Origin of the sequence: Jiangella mangrovi (assembly GCF_014204975.1) — a bacterium.
GTDB lineage: Bacteria > Actinomycetota > Actinomycetes > Jiangellales > Jiangellaceae > Jiangella > Jiangella mangrovi.
This window is the reverse complement of record NZ_JACHMM010000001.1, coordinates 7,125,940-7,143,317: the sequence shown is the minus strand read 5'-3', so window position 1 is coordinate 7,143,317 and position 17,378 is coordinate 7,125,940. Positions and strand designations below refer to the sequence as shown.

The 17,378-nt window shown below is 72.0% G+C and carries 18 protein-coding genes; 7 read left to right on the top strand and 11 right to left on the bottom strand.

Annotation, left to right across the window (positions count from 1 at the left end):
* Positions 1-58: 58 nt before the first annotated feature.
* Both HD601_RS32840 and HD601_RS32835 read left to right on the top strand, forming a co-directional pair.
* Positions 59-811 carry a DeoR family transcriptional regulator gene (locus HD601_RS32840; RefSeq protein ID WP_184829256.1) on the top strand — a complete coding sequence of 251 codons (753 nt, stop codon included), beginning with the start codon at positions 59-61 and terminating at the stop codon, positions 809-811.
* Positions 808-2,163, top strand: a complete 1,356-nt coding sequence (locus HD601_RS32835) for a family 4 glycosyl hydrolase (RefSeq protein ID WP_184829253.1) — start codon at positions 808-810, stop codon at positions 2,161-2,163. Before HD601_RS32840 ends, HD601_RS32835 begins: the two co-directional genes overlap by 4 nt.
* A gap of 169 nt (positions 2,164-2,332) precedes the next feature.
* Here HD601_RS32835 and HD601_RS32830 read toward each other — a convergent pair whose 3' ends face one another.
* The 4 genes from HD601_RS32830 to HD601_RS32815 form a co-directional block, all read right to left on the bottom strand.
* Positions 2,333-2,533 carry a hypothetical protein gene (locus tag HD601_RS32830; RefSeq protein ID WP_184829250.1) on the bottom strand — a complete coding sequence of 67 codons (201 nt, stop codon included), beginning with the start codon at positions 2,531-2,533 and terminating at the stop codon, positions 2,333-2,335.
* 118 nt (positions 2,534-2,651) lie between these two features.
* On the bottom strand, positions 2,652-3,575 hold the full coding sequence (locus HD601_RS32825; RefSeq protein ID WP_184829248.1) for a trypsin-like serine peptidase: 924 nt from the start codon (positions 3,573-3,575) through the stop codon (positions 2,652-2,654).
* 178 nt (positions 3,576-3,753) lie between these two features.
* Positions 3,754-4,584: a DUF5134 domain-containing protein gene (locus tag HD601_RS32820; RefSeq protein WP_184829246.1), complete on the bottom strand. Its 831-nt coding sequence runs from the start codon at positions 4,582-4,584 to the stop codon at positions 3,754-3,756.
* A gap of 662 nt (positions 4,585-5,246) precedes the next feature.
* On the bottom strand, positions 5,247-5,621 hold the full coding sequence (locus tag HD601_RS32815) for a VOC family protein (RefSeq protein WP_184829244.1): 375 nt from the start codon (positions 5,619-5,621) through the stop codon (positions 5,247-5,249).
* A gap of 146 nt (positions 5,622-5,767) precedes the next feature.
* Here HD601_RS32815 and HD601_RS32810 point away from each other — a divergent pair, with 146 nt between their 5' ends.
* A complete protein-coding gene (locus HD601_RS32810) occupies positions 5,768-6,106 on the top strand; it encodes a YciI family protein (RefSeq protein WP_246402478.1) in 339 nt (112 codons plus the stop codon).
* Positions 6,107-6,108: 2 nt separating this feature from the next.
* On the opposite strand, the gene HD601_RS32805 is transcribed toward HD601_RS32810, so the two are convergent.
* Together HD601_RS32805 and HD601_RS32800 are read right to left on the bottom strand one after the other, a co-directional pair.
* Entirely contained in the window at positions 6,109-7,122 is a 1,014-nt protein-coding gene (locus HD601_RS32805; protein ID WP_184829240.1) for an aldo/keto reductase, read from the bottom strand.
* Positions 7,123-7,156: 34 nt separating this feature from the next.
* The gene (locus HD601_RS32800; RefSeq protein ID WP_184829238.1) at positions 7,157-7,966 is read right to left on the bottom strand and encodes an AraC family ligand binding domain-containing protein; all 810 of its coding nucleotides are present in this window, start codon (positions 7,964-7,966) and stop codon (positions 7,157-7,159) included.
* A 49-nt stretch (positions 7,967-8,015) separates the two neighbouring features.
* Between HD601_RS32800 and HD601_RS32795 the strand changes: the two genes are divergently transcribed.
* Positions 8,016-8,438: a DUF2000 family protein gene (locus HD601_RS32795; RefSeq protein WP_221441504.1), complete on the top strand. Its 423-nt coding sequence runs from the start codon at positions 8,016-8,018 to the stop codon at positions 8,436-8,438.
* Here the strand turns inward: HD601_RS32795 and HD601_RS32790 are convergent.
* From HD601_RS32790 to HD601_RS32770, 5 genes are all read right to left on the bottom strand, one after another.
* The gene (locus HD601_RS32790) at positions 8,413-8,742 is read right to left on the bottom strand and encodes an antibiotic biosynthesis monooxygenase (protein WP_221441503.1); all 330 of its coding nucleotides are present in this window, start codon (positions 8,740-8,742) and stop codon (positions 8,413-8,415) included. The genes HD601_RS32795 and HD601_RS32790 overlap by 26 nt on opposite strands.
* 49 nt (positions 8,743-8,791) lie before the next feature.
* Positions 8,792-9,280 (bottom strand): anthrone oxygenase family protein, encoded by a 489-nt coding sequence (locus HD601_RS32785; RefSeq protein ID WP_184829234.1) that lies wholly within the window; start codon positions 9,278-9,280, stop codon positions 8,792-8,794.
* Positions 9,281-9,387: 107 nt separating this feature from the next.
* A complete protein-coding gene (locus tag HD601_RS32780; RefSeq protein ID WP_184829232.1) occupies positions 9,388-10,242 on the bottom strand; it encodes an FAD binding domain-containing protein in 855 nt (284 codons plus the stop codon).
* Positions 10,239-12,659: a molybdopterin cofactor-binding domain-containing protein gene (locus HD601_RS32775; RefSeq protein ID WP_184829230.1), complete on the bottom strand. Its 2,421-nt coding sequence runs from the start codon at positions 12,657-12,659 to the stop codon at positions 10,239-10,241. Before HD601_RS32775 ends, HD601_RS32780 begins: the two co-directional genes overlap by 4 nt.
* Positions 12,656-13,177, bottom strand: a complete 522-nt coding sequence (locus HD601_RS32770) for a (2Fe-2S)-binding protein (RefSeq protein ID WP_184829228.1) — start codon at positions 13,175-13,177, stop codon at positions 12,656-12,658. Before HD601_RS32770 ends, HD601_RS32775 begins: the two co-directional genes overlap by 4 nt.
* A 330-nt stretch (positions 13,178-13,507) precedes the next feature.
* On the opposite strand from HD601_RS32770, the gene HD601_RS32765 reads away from it, so the two are divergent.
* From HD601_RS32765 to HD601_RS32755, 3 genes are all read left to right on the top strand, one after another.
* On the top strand, positions 13,508-13,684 hold the full coding sequence (locus HD601_RS32765) for a hypothetical protein (protein WP_184829226.1): 177 nt from the start codon (positions 13,508-13,510) through the stop codon (positions 13,682-13,684).
* 10 nt (positions 13,685-13,694) lie between these two features.
* Positions 13,695-14,060 (top strand): DUF2203 family protein, encoded by a 366-nt coding sequence (locus tag HD601_RS32760; protein ID WP_184829224.1) that lies wholly within the window; start codon positions 13,695-13,697, stop codon positions 14,058-14,060.
* Positions 14,061-14,221: 161 nt separating this feature from the next.
* Positions 14,222-17,326 (top strand): M14 family metallopeptidase, encoded by a 3,105-nt coding sequence (locus tag HD601_RS32755; RefSeq protein ID WP_184829222.1) that lies wholly within the window; start codon positions 14,222-14,224, stop codon positions 17,324-17,326.
* The last annotated feature ends 52 nt before the right edge of the window (positions 17,327-17,378 follow it).

Here is a 17,378-nt window from a genome sequence, read left to right as displayed (position 1 = left end):
GCGGTTCTGCGTCGAAGGCGCATGGCATCTGAGCGAAAATGACTGATATGGTTCAGCCGTGCTTGCACAGCGCCGGTATGAGCTCATCATGCAGACCCTCCGCTCCGAGGGTCCGGTGGCCGTCACCACGCTGGGCGCCAAGCTGGGGGTCAGCCAGGCCACCATCCGGCGCGACCTCGCCTGGCTCGAGGACCAGGGCCTGCTCACGCGGGTGCGCGGCGGCGCCGCGACCAGCCCGTCGCTCGAGCCGTCGTTCGCCGCCGTCGCCACCGAGGCGCACGAGGCCAAGGACGCCATCGCCCGCCGCGCGGCCGACATGGTCGAGGACGGAGACGTGCTGCTGCTCGACATCGGCACGACGGTGCACCGGCTGGCCATGCACCTGCACGGCCGCAAGATCACCGTCATGACCGCCAACATGGCCGTCTACGAGGAGCTGGTGCCCGACCCCGACATCGAGCTGATCCTGCTCGGCGGCGTGGTGCGGCGCAACTACAAGTCCCTGGTCGGCTTCCTCACCGAGGACGCCGTCCGCCAACTGCGGGCCGGCACGCTGTTCATGGGGACCAGCGGGGTGCGCGCCGACGGCACCGTCGTCGACACCACGGTGGTCGAGGTCCCGGTACGCCGCGCCATGATCGCGGCGGCCGACCGCGTCGTGCTGCTCGCCGACGCTGAGAAGTTCCCGGGGACGGGGTTCGCCACCGTGTGCGGACCCGACGCCCTGGACGTCGTGGTGACCAACGCCGTCGAGGGCACCGACGCCCTCGGCGCGCTGCGGGAGAACGGTGTGAAGGTGGTTCTCGTATGAGGTTGACGATCCTCGGGGGCGGCGGTTTCCGCGTCCCGCTGGTCTTCCGTGCCCTGGCCGGCGCCGACTCCGGCGTCGACACCGTCGTGCTGCACGACACCGACGCCGCACGGGTGCGGGCGGTGCGGGCGGTGCTCGACGAACGGGCCCGCTCCGGGCCGGGTGGGCGCGTCGGGCCCGAGCTGATCGTCGAGGAGGACCTCGCGTCCGCCGTGCGCGGCACCGACTTCGTGTTCTCGGCCATCCGGGTCGGCGGGCTGGCCGGGCGGTCCTGCGACGAGCGGACGGCGCTCGGCCAGGGCGTGCTGGGCCAGGAGACGACGGGCGCCGGCGGCGTCCTGTACGGGCTGCGGACGGTGCCGGTGGCCCTGCGGCTGGCCGAGGTCGTCGCCGCCGAGGCGCCCGACGCCTGGGTCATCAACTTCACCAACCCGGCCGGCATGGTCACTGAGGCCATGAGCTCGGTCCTCGGCGACCGCGTCATCGGCATCTGCGACTCCCCGGTCGGGCTGTTCCGGCGGGTCGCCCGGGCGCTGGGCGTGTCGATGGGCGATGCCTGGTTCGACTACGCGGGACTCAACCACCTGGGCTGGCTGCGCCGCGTGCTCGTCGGCGGGCGCGACGTGCTGCCGGAGCTGCTGTCGGCCGACGACGCGCTGGGCTCGTTCGAGGAGGGAAAGCTCTTCGGGGCACCCTGGCTGCGCACACTCGGCACCATCCCGAACGAGTACCTGTACTACTACTACTTCACCCGCGACGCCATCGCCTCCGCGCAGGCGGCGCCGGCCACCCGCGGCGAGTTCCTGCTCGAGCAGCAGTCGGCGTTCTACACGCCGTCGCCCGGTGACGAGGACGGGGGAGCGGCCTCGCGGTGGGACGCGGTCCGGCGCGAGCGCGAGGCGACCTACATGGCCGAGAGCCGCGAGGCCGCCGGGGTCGGCGACCGCGAGGCGGTGGACCTCGACGGCGGCGGCTACGACCGCGTGGCGCTCGCTCTCATGCGCGCCATCGCCGCCGACGAGCGGGCCACCCTGGTGCTCAACGTCCGCAACCGCTCCGCCCTGCCCGGGCTCGACGCCGACGCCGTCGTCGAGGTGCCGTGCATCGTCGGCCGCAACGGCGCGCACCCGCTGGCCGCCGGAGCGCTCGACCCCGCGGCGGCCGCCCTGGTGGCGTCGGTGAAGGCGACCGAGCGGGCCACGATCGCGGCGGCCCGGTCCGGCTCGCGACGGGCCGCGGTGGCCGCGCTGGCGAGCCACCCGCTGGTCGACTCCGTCACCACGGCCGAGCGGCTCGTCGAGGCCGAGCTCGCGGCTCTGCCCGAGCTGCGGTCGGTCGTTGTTCGCGACTGAGGGTTCTGCGGGTTTCTAGGTTCTGCGGTGGGGTGCTGACGTGGGTCGGGCCCACTGCTGTCTCGATTGTCGAGGGCGCGGCGGCGCGCCTCAAGTCTGCGCGCGTTGGGGTCGTTTGCCGCTGTGGTGGGGGCGCTGGACTTGACCCGCGCCGCCGCGCCCTCGCCTTTCACAGCACCAGGGCCCCCTCCCCGGAATGGACCCGGCCCTCAGACCCGCTGTTCTTTCTCTGCGCTGGCCGCTGACGGTTGCGCTGTGGTGTTCGGCCATTGGTCTCGGAGTGGTCCAGTTCCGCCGGCCGCTCACTGTTGATCATGGAGAAGGTCGGCTTCCGATCGCGTTTTGAGCCGCCCTTCTCCATGATCAACATGGTTGGGGCTGCTTAGGCGCGCACAGCAGCGCCGCCCCACCGGCGCTCGGGGGATCGCCGGTGGAGCGACGCTGGTCGGTGCCGGCCGTCTTGGATCAGCCGGCGGCCGCCGGGCGGATCAGGCCGCCGCGGCCGCGTTGTAGACCGACTGCGCGGTGCTGCCGAAGTACGGGCCGTACATGGTGTTGTTGTCGTTGGTGTACTTGTAGCTGTTCACCGAGTTCAGGCGCCCGCCGGTGATCCAGCCGCCGCCGGAGGAGCCGCCGGTCATGTCGCAGGTGATGCCCTGGGTGGTCTGCCCGGCGGGGTCGGGGCGGGCGTTGCCGGTGCAGGAGTAGAGCCGCTGGCCGTTGAAGGGCGGGCCGGCGGGGTAGCCGTAGGACGTGTAGTTCAGGCCGCGGGCCTGGTTGAACGCGATGGGGTAGGAGCCGACGACGCTCGTGAGGCTCTGGCCCGAGGAGTTCTCGTTCATGACCGCGAAGCCGACGTCGACGTTGAAGTCGCCGCTGTTGGCCCAGCCGCTGGACGTGAACAGGTCCGACGCCGACCACTGGCCGTAGGGCGCGGAGCCGTTGTTGTAGGCCGGGACGAAGGTGAACTGCGAGGCGAACGAGCCGCCGCCGCCCTCGTGCAGGCAGTGCCCGGCGGTGGTGACGACGTCGCCGTTGCCGCTGTTGGTGGCGGTGCCCGAACAGACGTAGTTGACGCCGCCGATGGTGAAGAAGACCTTGCCGAGCTGCGAACGCGGGTCCTCCGGAACCGCGGCACGCTCCATGCCCGGTGCCGCCGCCGTGCTGGCGTCGCCCTTGATCGTGGCGTCGGCCGGGATGGCCGAACGCATGCGCTCGGGGGTCCAGTACGTCTCGGCGGCGCGCTGCTGTGCCCGTGTCGTGGCCAGTTGCTGGTGCACGACCTCGGACGCCCGGACGCCGTCGGCGGTGGCCGGCGTGCTGTCCGTTCCGGCCACGGCCGGGGCGGCAGCGATGCCGGACACCACGAGCGCGGCGCCGGCAAGGAGAGATCGGATGACGGGTCTCCTCATTGCCCATTCCTCCCAGGATGAGACGGTTCGTCGGGTTCGACGAGATGCCTCAACATACAGTCATCATCCTGTCATGTACAGGTATGTCGGAATTGACTTTCTGAGAGTTCACTTAGGACAGATGAGAGGACCATCAGTCATGACGCGGTCAACGTATCGGCACGCGGACTCGTGAGACTCAGAGTGCGCTGAAGAACAGCACCGCCATGCCGGCACTTAGCACGACCTCGCTGGCGCAGGTGCCGGCCGGCGAGGCCAGCAGCCGGGCTACCGGCGCGCTGCGCGACGACGTGCGTGCGCGCGGGTGGGCCGTCGGGTGCGCCGACGGCGTCAGCGGTGCCGTCACGTGGTGCGTCACCCGGACCGCCGACTCGCCGACCCGGAAGCCCAGCGACGTCGCGGCGACCAGGAAGTACAGCCCGAACAGCCAGCACAGCGCGGCCAGCGCCGGCACGGCGGCGTGCGCGCCCAGGGCGGCGTGGCCGGCGTCCAGGCCGGTCGGCGCGGCCGCCTCGAGCCCGGGCGCCCCCGCATCCGTCGAGCCCGCCGAACCCGCAGCGCTCGCCGTCGGCCTGCCCGGGGCCAGGGCGCCGTGCCCCGTCACGTACATGAGCACCATCGCGGCGCAGCCGACGAGATGGTGCAGGTGGTAGCCGCCGTGACCGCTCCCGCCGTCTCGTTCCGCGAGAGCGCCGAGACGGCTCGGGCCGGCGGTGCGGCCCAGCAGGCCGTCGCGGCGGAGCCGGGCGGCGAACCAGGCCCCCAGGAGGACGAACACGGCGATGCCGAGCAGCTCCGGGACCTCCGGGCCGGCGGGGCCGACCATCAGGGCCATCGCGACGCCCATGAGTGCGTGCGAGAGGTCCGGAACACCGGCCGTCGTGCGGCCGGTCCGCGAGTGCGGCCGTCCGGGCCGTGTCACCGTCCACGTGAATCGGAGCGCGGAATACCCGGCCACCGCCAGGAACGCGACCGCCGCGGCGGTGCGAGCCATTTCGATCGGGGACACCGGCATCACATCCCGCTCGATTCTTCGCGGCGCCCGGTGTGTTCGGGAACGGGCGCGGCGGCGGTCCGGGCCGTGCTCCGGCGCAGGCAGCGCCGTGACTTCACGGTAATGGACGAATCCGTGGCGGAACAGTCTTGATCTTGGCGCAGACAACAGGTAATTGACGAGTCACCGCACCCGGTCCTGTGTTAGGGGTGCCAGTGCGATGTCTTTTCACCCGCAACGAATACCTTCCCGGCGACCCTTGTGGCGTTACGAAAATGAAATCATCAATTCCCCTTGAAACTCTGTGACAGCCGATGTCATAGTGGAGTCACAACAGAACACTGGAGTCCCGCTCGGGACGACCGGCTTCACACTGGTCTCCGAGCGGCTGTGTCAACGCTTCTCGGGGGTCATTCCAACCGACAAGGGAGGAACGATGAAGGGCAGGCACAGGCGGCGGCGTCCCACCAGGGTCGCGCAAGAGCTGGCCGCTCAGCTGGTTGAAGAGCGCCTCGCGCGGGCGTGGGGATGATCCGGATGCGGTGGTGGTCGCCAGGTGACGCCGCAACACTCCAGCGTCCTGGGGTGACTCGTCCCGTGACGGGGGTGGACGAGTAGCCACAGGACACGAAGGATCCGGCTCGATGCGAGCCGGATCCTTCGTGTTGTGGCGGGCTTCAGCCCTCTTGCAGGACGGAGAGCACGTTGCCCGCGGGGTCGGTGAACCAGGCGATCGGCGGGCCGTCGTTGCGGTGGACGCCTTTCTCGTCGGCCTGCATGCCCGGGTAGCGCTCGAACTCGACGCCACGGCCGGCCAGTTCGTCGACCGCCGCGTCGATGTCGTCGACGGGGAAGTTGAGGATGGTGAACGACGCCGGCGTGTGCGCGTCGCCCTTGGGGTAGACCAGCACCCCGTTGGTGCCGGCGATGTGCAGCGTCAGCATGCCGTTGGCCTCGCTGACCTCGAGGCCGAGCGTGTCGGCGTAGAACCGCTTGGCCGCCGGGATGTCGTCGACGGAGAAGCCGCTGTAGGCCTGAGTCTTCTCGAACATGGGGTTCCCCTCTCTCTTCACGTGTGACGTTACCCACGCCCGCCGACATTCGACGATGATGTCGAGACGCGGGCGGCGGCTCCGACGTCTCGCACGAGTGGCGCCCACCCGGGGCGCCGGACACCGAGGGATCCGACGTGAAGTACATGCTGCTCATCCACAACAACCCTGCGGCGATCGAGGCGCTGCCCGACGACGAGAAGGCGGCACTGTTCGGGCAGGTCGACGAGCTGATGAAGGAGCTCCAGGCGTCCGGCGAATGGGTCGGCGGACAGGCGCTCGTCGACGCGGCGCGGACGAAGACGGTGAAGGTGCGCGACGGCGGGACGATCGTCACCGATGGGCCGTACCTGGAGGCCAAGGAGCAGTTCGCCGGCTACCTCACCGTCGACGTGGCGTCGGAGGAGCGGGCGGTCGAGATCGCCGCCCGCTGGCCCGACGCCTGCCGCTGGGCCATGGAGGTCCGCCAGGTCATCGAGGGCTGACGCTACATCGCGCCGACCGGCTCCGCACGCAGGTCCGCGAGCAGCCGCTCGACCTCGGCCAGCTCGGCCGGGGTCAGCGGCCCGTGGTCGAGGGCGCCGGCGTTCTCCTCGATCTGGGCGACGGTGCGGCAGCCCGGGATCGGGACCGTCGCGCCGCTGCGGGCCCAGATCCAGGCCAGCGACCCCTGGGCCAACGTGCGCCCGCCGCTGCGCAGCACCTCGCGGACGGCGGCGACCCGGTCCAGCCACTCCGGCGCCGGCCGGCCGTCGCGGAAGTAGTGCAGCCAGTCCGGCGCGATGCCGCGCACGTCGTCGGGCCCGAGGGTCGACGACGGCGTGAACTTGCCGGTGAGCAGGCCCATGGCCAGCGGCGACCGGTTCAGGCTGGCCAGCCCGTGCGACTCGCACGCCGTCAGCACCTCGGCGGCGTCGTGCAGCACGTTGAACGCGTGCTGGACGGCGGTGCAGTGCGCGCCCGCCTCACCCCACGCGAAGGCGCGGTCGGCGTGGTCGGTGCTCCAGCCGTACCAGCGGATCTTGCCCTCGCCCACCAGCTCCTCCAGCGTCCCGAGCAGTTCGTTCGCCACCGCGATCGGGAGGTCGTTGAGATGCAGCTGGTAGAGGTCGAGGTGGTCCGTGCCCAGCCGCGCCAGCGACCCCTCGACGGCCCGGCGCAGGTACGCCGGCGACGGGTCTGTGCCCGTGAGCTGGCGGGTCGCCGGGTCGATGGTGTTGCCCCATTTGGTGGCGATGACGACGTCGTCCCGGCGCCCGGCCAGCGCGCGGCCCAGGATCGTCTCGCTGTGCCCCGTGCCGTACGCGTCGGAGGTGTCGAACAGGGTCACTCCCAGCTCGACCGCGCGGCGGACCGTCGCCACGGACTCGTCGTCGTCGACCTCGCCCCAGCCGCAGGGCTGGTCGCCGGCCCAGAACGGACCGCCGATGGCCCAGCAGCCCATGCCCAGGGCGCTGACCTCGAGCCCGCTCCTGCCCAGTGTGCGCGTCGTCGCAGTCATGCCCGACACGCTGCCAGTTCGAGCGCGCTCGAAGTCAAGACCTGGCGTAGCGGCCGGGGCTGACACCGAGGTAGCGGGTGAAGTGCCGGGTCAGGTGCGCCTGGTCGTAGAAGCCGGCGGCCGTCGCGACCTCAGCCGGCCGCTGCCCCGCCAGCAGCAGCCGCCGGGCCAGCTCCACGCGCCGGCCGGTGAGGTAACGGTGCGGCGGCAGCCCGAACGCCGCGGTGAACGAGCGGACCAGGTGCGTCGGGTGGGCGTGCAGCCGGGCCGCCGCGGACCGCAGGCTGACGCCGTCGGCGATCCGCTCGTCCAGCAGGTCCCGCAGCCGCCCGGCCAGCTCGGGTGACGACGGCGGCACCTGCGGTCCCGCGGTGGTTCCGCGCGCGGTCAGCCGGGCCACGATCCGGTCGCGGACGAACGCCAGCCGGCTCTCCGCCTCCAGCGCGTCGGCGGGGTGGTCCAGCGCCCGGTGCAGCTGGTGCACGCGCAGCCGCAGCTGCCGGTCGAGCAGTGTGGGGTGGTCGACCGCGGCGCCGATCAGCTCCTCGCCGAGGACGCCGGGCTCGAGGTAGAGCACCCGCTTGCGGAATCCGTCCGGCGTCGCGGCCCGGCCGTCGTGCGGCACGTGCGGCGGCAGCAGCGTGACGGCGGACCCGGCGGCGCCGTGGTGGTGCCGGTCGAGGTCGAACCGGATGGCGCCGTCGTCGACGATGAGCAGCGTCCAGGCCGTGTGGGTGTGCGCCGGGTAGGCGTGGTGGGTGAACCGGGCGTGGAAGACCTCGACCAGCCCGGGTACCTCGGGGCGCCAGGCGCGGACCCGCTCGCCCGCGGTGTGCGGCGGCACGCTAACACCGTACAAGACGAGTGGCCGCCGCCCGGCCCACGCTGGACCGGTGACCGACGAGATCCGCTTCGCCACCAAGATCGCCGTGCTGCTGGACGACGAGCTCGCCGTCTGGCAACGGCTGAACGTGACGGCGTTCCTGGTCAGCGGCCTGGCCGCGACCGACCCGGAGCTGACCGGCGAGCCGTACGAGGACGCCGAGGGGACGCTCTACCTGCCGATGTTCCGCCAGCCGGTGCTGGTCTTCGCCGGCGACGGCGCCACGTTGAAGGTCGCGCACGAACGGGCGCTGGGCCGCGGGCTGCGACCGGCCGTGTTCACGCGCGAGCTGTTCGGCACCGGCAACGACCGCGACAACCGGGCCGCCGTCCGCGCCGTGAAGCGGGCCGACCTCGACCTCGTGGGGCTGGCGCTGCACGGCCCGAGGAACGCCGTCGACAAGATCGTCAAGGGCGCGCGGCTGCACCCGTGAGCACGTCGACGCCGAGGCCGCCCTCGATGCGCGCCTCGGTGCCGGTGAACTCGCCGGTCAGCATCGGCATGGCCGCGGCGATGGCCGCCTTCGTCTCCGGCAGTCGCAGCGACGCGTCGTGGTGCTCCTTCGACGCCCACACCTCGCTGACGACGACGAGGTCGGGATCGGTCTCGGAGACGCCGACGGCGTAGAGGTGGCAGCCGGCCGCGCGCAGCCCGTCGGTGCCGGTCAGCAGGAGGGCGACGACCTCGTCGCGATGGCCCGGCCTGGTGCGCATGGTGCCCTGGTATGCGTACGTCACGTGGTCATCGTGTCAGCGGCGGTCGAGTCGCCGCTTGTACGGATCGGACCTACTCGACGGCGGCCAGGCCGGCGGCGAGCAGGATGGCCGAGGCGAGGCTGGCGACCGCCCGGATGTGGTTCCACGACGTCCACTCGGCGTCGTAGCGCTCCCAGCGCTCCTTCGCCTCGGGCGTGTCGGGGTCGACCAGCGCCAGCGCGTTGTTGCGCGGGATGTGGTAGCCGCCGGTCAGGACGAGGGAGCCGAAGATCAGCAGCAGGCCGCCGATGAGCAGGTAGATCGCCTCTTCCTCGCCCCAGCGGGCGAACGAGTAGACGACCGACACCAGCGACAGCAGCGCCGAGCCGACGAACGCGGTGAGGAACCACGGGTTGATGACGGCGACATTGATGGCGTTCATGGACCGCACGGCCTCGCCCGGCTGCAGGCGGCGCAGCCCCGGCATGACCATGCTCGAGAAGGCGAAGTAGACGCCGGCCATGAGCCCGGCGGAGACCGCCGAGGCGAGCGTCAGGGCGAAGAACACGCTGTCGGGCATCGCGGAGCCTCCAGACGACGGTTGGGTCGAGATCCTAGGGGCTCCCGCCGACAGCCGGCCGTTCCCGCGCCGGTGGGTCAACTGGTGCCCACCGGCGCGGGCCGCGACTACAGGCCGCTCGCCGTCATGACCGCCCGCTTGGTGAGGACGGAGGCCAGGTGGGTGCGGTACTCCGCCGACGCGACGCCGTCGGTGAGCGGCGACGCGCCCTCCATGGCCCGCGCCGCCGCGGCCTCGACCGCTTCCGCCGTCGCCGGGGCGCCCAGGAGGGCATCCTCGACGCCGCGGGCGCGGACGGGGGTGACGCCCATGTTGGTCAGGGCGACGCGGGCCTCGGCGATGCTGCCGTTGGACCGGCGCACCGCCGCCGCCACCGCGACGATCGACCACGACTGCGCCATGTGGTGGAACTTCTCGTAGTGCGTGCTCCACCCCGTCAGCTTCGGCACCCGCACCGACACCAGCACGTCGCCGGGGCCGAGCGCCGTCGTGAAGTAGTCGACGAAGAAGTCCGCCGCCGCGACGTCCCGCTGACCCGAGGGGCCGGCGATCGAGAACACCGCGTCCATGGCCATCGCGACGCCGGGCAGGTCGCCGGCCGGGTCGGCGTGCGCGAGCGATCCGCCGAACGTGCCGAGGTGGCGGACCTGCCGGTCGGCGACGGTCGCGGCCGCCTGCGCGACCAGCGGCACGTGCTCGCGCACCAGCGGGCTGGCCATGACCTCGTCGTGCGTGGTCATGGCCCCGATGACGAGCGCGTCGCCGTCGTCGCGGATGCCGCGCAGCTCGTCGATGCCGCCGAGGTCGACGAGCATCGCCGGCGCCGCCAGCCGCAGTCGCAGCATCGGGATCAGGCTCTGCCCGCCGGCCAGCACCTTGCCGTCGTCGCCGGCGCCGGTCAGCGCGGTGACGGCGTCCTCGACGGAGGCCGCCCTGGTGTAGTCGAACGCCGCGGGGATCATCGCGACTCACCTCCGTTCGCGACGGGGCCGTTCGCGGCGGCGCGGGCCGCCTGGATCGTCGACCACACCCGTTCCGGCGTGCACGGCATGCGCACGTCGTCGATACCCATCGGCCGCAGCGCGTCGACCACGGCGTTCACGACGGCGGGCGTCGAGGCGATGGTGCCGGCCTCGCCGACGCCCTTGGCCCCGAGCGGGTGGCCGGGCGCCGGCGTCTCGGTACGGTCGAGGACGAGCTCCGGCAGGTCCACCGCGCTCGGGATCGTGTACTCGACGAACGTGCCGCTCGTGAGGTTGCCGTCCTCGTCGTAGACGGCCTCCTCGAACAGCGCCTGCGCGATGCCCTGGGCGATGCCGCCGTGCACCTGCCCGTCCACGATCATCGGGTTGATGACCCGGCCGATGTCGTCGACGGCGACGTAGGAGCGGATCGTCACTCGGCCCGTCTCGGTGTCGACCTCGACGGCGCACAGGTGCGTGCCGTGCGGGTAGGAGAAGTTCTCCGGGTCGTAAGTGGCGTCGGCGTCCAGGTTCGACTCCACGCCGTCGGGCAGGTCGTGCGACTGGAACACCGCGAACGCACAGTCCGCCAGCGTCTTCGTCGCCGAGCCCGGCGAGCCTTTCACCCGGAACGCGCCCTCGACGAACTCGAGGTCGGCGGGGTCGGCCTCGAGCAGGTGCGCCGCCACTGGCATCGCCTTCTCGACCACCCGCCGGCAGGCGTTGACCAGCGCGATGCCGCCGACGGCCAGCGAGCGCGACCCGTAGGTGTCCATGCCCTTGTGGGACGTGCGGGTGTCGCCGTGCAGCACCTCGACGTCGTCGAACCCGACGCCGAGCTGGTCGGCGACGATCTGGCTCCACGCCGTCTCGTGCCCCTGGCCGTGCGGCGACGTGCCGGTGACGACCTCGACCTTGCCGGTGGGCAGCATCCGCACGGACGCCGACTCCCACCCGCCGGCCGCGTAGCGCAGCTGGCCCAGCACCCGCGACGGCGCCAGGCCGCACATCTCGGTGTAGGTGGAGACGCCGATGCCCAGCTGCACGGAGTCGGCCCGGTCGCGCCGTTCGCGCTGCTCCTGCCGCAGCGCGTCGTAGCCGAACAGCTCCAGCGCCCGGTCAGTGGCCTTCGCGTAGTCGCCGGAGTCGTAGGTGAGCCCGGCCGACGTCGTGAACGGGAACTCGTCGCTGTTGATCCAGTTGCGCCGGCGCAGCTCCAGCGGGTCCATGTCCAGCTCGACGGCGAGCTCGTCCATGATCCGCTCGAGCGCGAACGTCGCCTCGGGCCGGCCGGCGCCGCGGTAGGCGTCGGTCTTCGTGGTGTTCGTGAAGACACCCGTGCACTCGAACCGGTAGGCGGGGAACTTGTAGATGCCGCCGAACATGAACGCGCCGAGGATCGGGATGCCCGGCGTGATGATGCCGAGGTAGGCGCCCATGTTGGCGATCAGGTGCGCCGACATGCCGGTGACGGTGCCATCGCGGCGGGCGGTGACGGTGATGTCCTGGATCTGGTCGCGGCCGTGGTGCGCCGAGAGCATCGCCTCGGACCGCGACTCGGTGAACTTCACCGGCTTGTTCAGCCGCCGGGCCGCCGCGAACGCGATGAACTCCTCGGGCGTGACCTCGAGCTTGCCGCCGAAGCCGCCGCCGACGTCCGGCGCGATGACGCGGATCTTGTGCTCCGGCGTGCCGGTGCCCAGCGACAGCAGGATCCGCAGGATGTGCGGCACCTGGGTCGACGACCACATCGTGATCTGGTCGCCGGTGGGGTCGACGACGGTGCTGCGCGGCTCCATGAACGCGGGGATCAGCCGCTGCTGGATGAACCGCCGCTTGACGACGACCTCGGCCTCCGCCTCCATCTGCGCGACGTCGGCTCCGGTGCCGGCGGCCGCGGAGTCGAGGATCCACGTGTAGCACTTGTTGGTGCCGCTGGCCTCGTGCACCAGGGTGGCGCCGTCGGCCAGCGCCTCCTCCATGTCGAGCACGACCGGCAGTGGCTCGTAGTCGACCTCGATCAGCTCGAGCGCGTCGAGTGCGCTCTCGCGGCTGCGGGCGGCGACGACGGCGACCGGCTCGCCCGCGTGCCGGACCTCGTCCAGCGCCAGCGGGGGATAGGCCGGCAGCACCGTGTCCTCGGTGACCGGCCAGACGCACGGCATGCTGCCCTGCAGGTCGGCGACGTCCGGCCCGGTGAACACGTCGACCACCCCGGGAGCGCCACGGGCCGCCGTCGCGTCGATGCCGGTGATGCGCGCGTGCGCCATGGGGCTGCGCAGGATGGCCAGGTGCAGCATGCCGGGGAGGGTGAGATTCTCGGTCCAGGCGGTGCGGCCGGTGATCAGCCGGGCGTCCTCCTTGCGGCGGCGGTCGCGGCCGACCTCGCCGGACGGGCGCTGCTCGGTGACCGTCACGACGTCACCCCCTCGGTCGTGGCGGCGGTCTCCGGCGTGGTCGGCACGCTGGTGCGCATCGCGTCGGCGGCCGCGCGGACGGACTTGACGATGTTCTGGTAGCCCGTGCACCGGCACAGGTTGCCCTCGAGGCCGTGGCGGATCTCGTCGTCCGTGGGGTCGGCGTTCTCGGTGAGCAGGTCGACCGCGGCCATGATCATGCCGGGGGTGCAGTAGCCGCACTGGAGGCCGTGCTGCTCGTGGAACGCGGTCTGGACGGGGTGCAGCGTGCCGTCGGCGCCGGCCAGGCCCTCGACGGTGGTGACGTCGGCGCCGTCGGCCTGCACGGCGAGGACGGAGCAGCTCTTGACGCTCCGGCCGGACAGCAGGACGGTGCAGCTGCCGCAGTTGCTGGTGTCGCACCCGACGACGGTGCCGACCTTGCCGAGGTTGTCGCGCAGATGCTGGACGAGAAGAGTGCGTGGCTCGACGTCGTCGTCGTACCGGACGCCATCGACGGTCATGGTGATTCTGGTCATGCGGGCTCCCGCCTACGCCAGGGACCGGCGCGCAGGCTCCACCGGCCCGACCCGAGCGCAACGGGGACGACCGCGGGCGCGCTCACCTCCTCGTGCCGTGACCGGGTGCGCCGACGGCGTCCGGTCCCGATGCGCGCTTGCTGGGTCCAGCAAAGTCGGCGGAAGCTGACACCGCAAGGGTTTCCGCGGAACCCGTGTGACCGAGCGCACATGTGACCGCGCTCACGAGGATCTGGCGATCAAGCTGGGCGTTTGGGCAGGATTGCCTTACCTAAAGGCTCGCGGCGAGGACGGCGCGATCGCACGTCTCCTCGTCAGGAGTGGCCCCCGATGCTCGACGACACGCTGTACGACTGCCCCGAATGCGACCTGCCCGCGACCGTCAGCCCGCGCGGCACGCTGTCCGGCACCTCCGGCCCCGTCGAGCACGTCGCCGTTCTCTGCGTCGCCGGCCACCGCTTCCTCGGCCCGGCCGACACCCTGCGGGTGCTGCTGCCCCAGCGGTGAGAATGGGGGAGTGAGCGACCTCTACAGCGCCGCCGAGGCGCGCGCCGTGCTGGAACGGCTGCGGCCCGCCCTCGACGAGCTGATCGAGGTCCGTGCCGACCTCGCCGAGTTGGGCGCCGCCGTCCAGGGCGGCGTCCCGAGCCGGCTCGGCGGGCTGCCGGAGCTCAAGGCCGCCCAGGCCCGGCTGGACGAGCTGCTGTCGTCCCTCGTGGGCGCCGGCGTCGAGGTCAAGGGCATCGCGCCGCTCCTGCTCGACTTCCCCTCCGTGCTCGACGGCGAGCAGGTGCTGCTCTGCTGGCTCGAAGGCGACGCCGAGCTGGCCTGGTACCACCGCGCCGACCTCGGCTTCGCCGGCCGCCGCCCGCTCCCGTCCTGACGCCGCGCGCCGCCACGGGCGGTCCGGACCGGCACCTTCACAAGATCGCCTTCGCCCTGTACGGTCCCGAGCGGGCGGGCCCGGGGGGCGCCTGATCCGCAGTCAGCCCCGGCTCTCGAGTTCGTTCGGCACCCGTCGCCCGGCGGACGAAGGAGTCCACCATGCCCGCACGCCGTCATCCCTCCCGCCGTCTCCTCGCCGCCGCCGCAGCCCTCGGGCTCGGCGTCTCTCTGCTGGTCACCAGCGGTGCCGGCGCCCAGGACGGCAACGAGCTGGAGCAGTACACCGCCGACGTCACGGCCCAGGAGGCGGCCGAGATCAGCGCCGACGGCCTCGACGTCACCGTCGCGGAGCCGACGGCCGAAGGCGTCAGCCTGGACCTCGTCCTCAGCGACGAGGAGGCGCAGGCGCTGCGCGGCCGCGGCATCGACGTGCGGGTGAAGCGGAACGCCGACGGCCTCAGCGCGCGCGAGTCGGCCGCTCGCCAGGCGGCCGGCGGGTACACCGTCTGGCGGTCGTGGGACGAGGAGGGCGGCCTGAGCGACGAGCTCTACGCCATCGCCAGGGCCAACCCGCAGATCGCGAAGCTCGTCGTCCTCGGCGAGACGTACAACGGGCGCGAGATCATCGCGCTCAAGCTCACCCAGGGCGCGCGCGGCATCGCCGACGGCACCCGGCCGGCGGTGCTCTACAGCTCGACCCAGCACGCCCGCGAGTGGATCTCGACCGAGGTCAACCGCCGGCTGATGAACCACCTGGTCGACCGCTGGCGGGCCAACGACCGCGAGGTCCGCAGCATGCTCCGTCGCAACGAGTACTGGTTCCTGCTGGTCGCGAACCCGGACGGCTACCAGTACACGTTCGACACCGAGCGGCTGTGGCGGAAGAACCTGCGCGACAACGACGGCGACGGCGTCACCACGGCGCTCGACGGGGTCGACCCGAACCGCAACTATCCCGAGCACTTCGGCTACGACGAGGAGGGCTCGTCGTCGCTGATCTCCAGCGACACGTACCGCGGACCGGAGCCCGCGTCGGAGCCCGAGACGCAGGCCATGCTCGAGCTCTACGACCGCGTGAACTTCGCCTTCCACGTCAACTGGCACTCCGCCGGCGAGTGGCTGATCTATCCCGAGGGCTGGCAGATCGGCACGCCCAGCGCCGACGACCCCATCTACTTCGCGCTCTCCGGCAACTGGGACACCCCGGCGATCCCCGGCTGGGAGCCCGGCCTGTCCTCGGACGTGCTGTACGTGACCAACGGCGAGACCACCGACTTCGCGCACGCCCAGCGCGGCACGCTGGCCTGGACGCCGGAGCTCGGCGAGGGCGTCCCCGGCAGCGGGTTCGTCTTCCCCGACGACGAGGCGCTGATCGAGGCGGAGTTCCAGAAGGTGCTGCCGTTCGCCCTCGACGTGGCGAAGTCGGCGGCCGACCCGGACGACCCGGTGTCGCACCTCGGCCTCACGACGAAGCCGTTCTACCTGCAGAGCGACGACACCTACAAGGCCGGCCTGCCGCAGGCGGACTTCACCTTCGACTACTCCTACGGCGACCCGCAGGAGGTGCGGGTGCTCGCCAAGCGCGACCTCGGCGAGGTGTCCGTGAAGTACCGGATCGACGGCGGCCCCGTCGTCACGGCGCCCACGCAGGAATGGAAGGGCGGCGACCGCTACGGCGGCACGACGGCGGTGCACTACCGCGTGATGAGCGGCATGGTCACGGGCACCGACCCCGGCGACTCCGTCGAGGTCTGGTTCGAGGGCGGCGGCGAGACCAGCGACTCCTTCACCTACCAGGCGGTCGAGGAGTCGGCGAACGACGTGCTGATCCTGGCGGCCGAGGACTACACCGGCGCCTCGCCGGTCCAGCCGGCCGGCGGGCCGCACCACCTCGCCGCCTACGAGGAAGCGCTGGCGGCGAACGGCGTCGGCTACGACCTGTACGACGTCGACGCGCGCGGCCGGGTCGCCCCCGACGCCCTGGGCGTGCTGTCGCACTACGACGCCGTCGTCTGGTACACCGGCGACGACGTCGTGACCCGCGAGCCGGGCTGGGCGGCCGGCAACGCGTCGCGGCTGGCCATGGACCAGCTGCTCGAGGTCCGCGACTTCCTCAACGAGGGCGGCCGCGTCCTCTGGACCGGCAAGAACGCCGGCAGCCAGTACACCCAGAACGTCGGCAACCAGCTCTACGACCCCACGGCCGCGAACGCCCAGTGCACGTCGTCGCCGGCGGTCCAGAGCCGGTGCCGGCCGCTCGGCGGCTCCGGCGACCTCACCAACGACGTGCTGCAGTACTGGCTCGGCGCCTACCTCGTGGTCGACAACGGCGGCACCGGCGACGACGGCGAGCTGCTGGACGTCCTGGGCACCGACGACGGCCCGTTCAACGGTCTGACCTGGGGCTTCGACCCGGACGGCAACCAGGATCACAGCAACTCGCTGATCACCACCAGCGGCATCCTGCCCGCGGACCGGTACCCGCAGTTCGACAGCTGGGTGGCCGGCCGCTGGGATCGCGAGGGCGGGCCGTTCGAGCCGCACACCGGCGACTTCTACGTCTACTCACAGATCGGCGACGTCTCGTTCAAGCGGCTGGCCAACACGATCAGCGTGCCGGCCGGGGGCGCCACGCTCTCGTTCTGGACGTCGTACGACACTGAGCCCGACTGGGACCACCTGTTCGTCGAGGCGAGGCCGGTCGGCACGGACGACTGGACGACGCTGCCCGACCTCAACGGGCACACAACGCAGGACATCGCGGCCGAAGGCAGCTGCACGGCCGGCTGGAACGTCCTGCACCCGCAGCTCGAGCACTACCAGACGGTCGTCGACGGCGACACCTGCGAGCCGACCGGCACGACCGGCGAGTGGAACGCCGCGTCCGGCAACTCCGGCGGCTGGCAGCAGTGGGAGATCGACCTGTCCGCCTACGCCGGCGGCGACGTCGAGGTCTCGATCAGCTACGCCAGCGACTGGGCGGTCCAAGGGCTCGGCGTGTTCGTCGACGACGTCACCGTCAGCACCGGCGACGGCAGCACGTCCTTCGAGACCGACCTCGGCGGCTGGGAGGTGCCCGGCGCGCCCGACGGCAGCGCGCCGAACGCGAACGACTTCCTGCGGTCGACGGCGGCCGGTTTCCCGGAGGCGGCCGTCACGGCGACCCGGGGCTCGCTCTACGCCGGGTTCGGCCTCGAGGGCATCGAGACCGCGGCCGAGCGGGCCGCCGTCATGGACCGGGCGCTGGAGCACCTGCTGGACTGACCCGTTGCGCGGACCCCTGCCGCACGGGTCCCGGTCGCGGGTACTCCAGCGC

Bases quoted from the DNA above. Each gene is read 5' to 3' on its own strand.
- HD601_RS32835 (WP_184829253.1), top strand. From the start codon at position 808: ATGAGGTTGACGATCCTCGGGGGCGGCGGTTTCCGCGTCCCGCTGGTC.
- HD601_RS32830 (WP_184829250.1), bottom strand. From the start codon at position 2,533: ATGTTGATCATGGAGAAGGGCGGCTCAAAACGCGATCGGAAGCCGACC.
- HD601_RS32825 (WP_184829248.1), bottom strand. From the start codon at position 3,575: ATGAGGAGACCCGTCATCCGATCTCTCCTTGCCGGCGCCGCGCTCGTG.
- HD601_RS32815 (WP_184829244.1), bottom strand. From the start codon at position 5,621: ATGTTCGAGAAGACTCAGGCCTACAGCGGCTTCTCCGTCGACGACATC.
- HD601_RS32810 (WP_246402478.1), top strand. From the start codon at position 5,768: ATGCTGCTCATCCACAACAACCCTGCGGCGATCGAGGCGCTGCCCGAC.
- HD601_RS32805 (WP_184829240.1), bottom strand. From the start codon at position 7,122: ATGACTGCGACGACGCGCACACTGGGCAGGAGCGGGCTCGAGGTCAGC.
- HD601_RS32785 (WP_184829234.1), bottom strand. From the start codon at position 9,280: ATGCCCGACAGCGTGTTCTTCGCCCTGACGCTCGCCTCGGCGGTCTCC.
- HD601_RS32780 (WP_184829232.1), bottom strand. From the start codon at position 10,242: ATGATCCCCGCGGCGTTCGACTACACCAGGGCGGCCTCCGTCGAGGAC.
- HD601_RS32770 (WP_184829228.1), bottom strand. From the start codon at position 13,177: ATGACCAGAATCACCATGACCGTCGATGGCGTCCGGTACGACGACGAC.
- HD601_RS32765 (WP_184829226.1), top strand. From the start codon at position 13,508: ATGCTCGACGACACGCTGTACGACTGCCCCGAATGCGACCTGCCCGCG.
- HD601_RS32755 (WP_184829222.1), top strand. From the start codon at position 14,222: ATGCCCGCACGCCGTCATCCCTCCCGCCGTCTCCTCGCCGCCGCCGCA.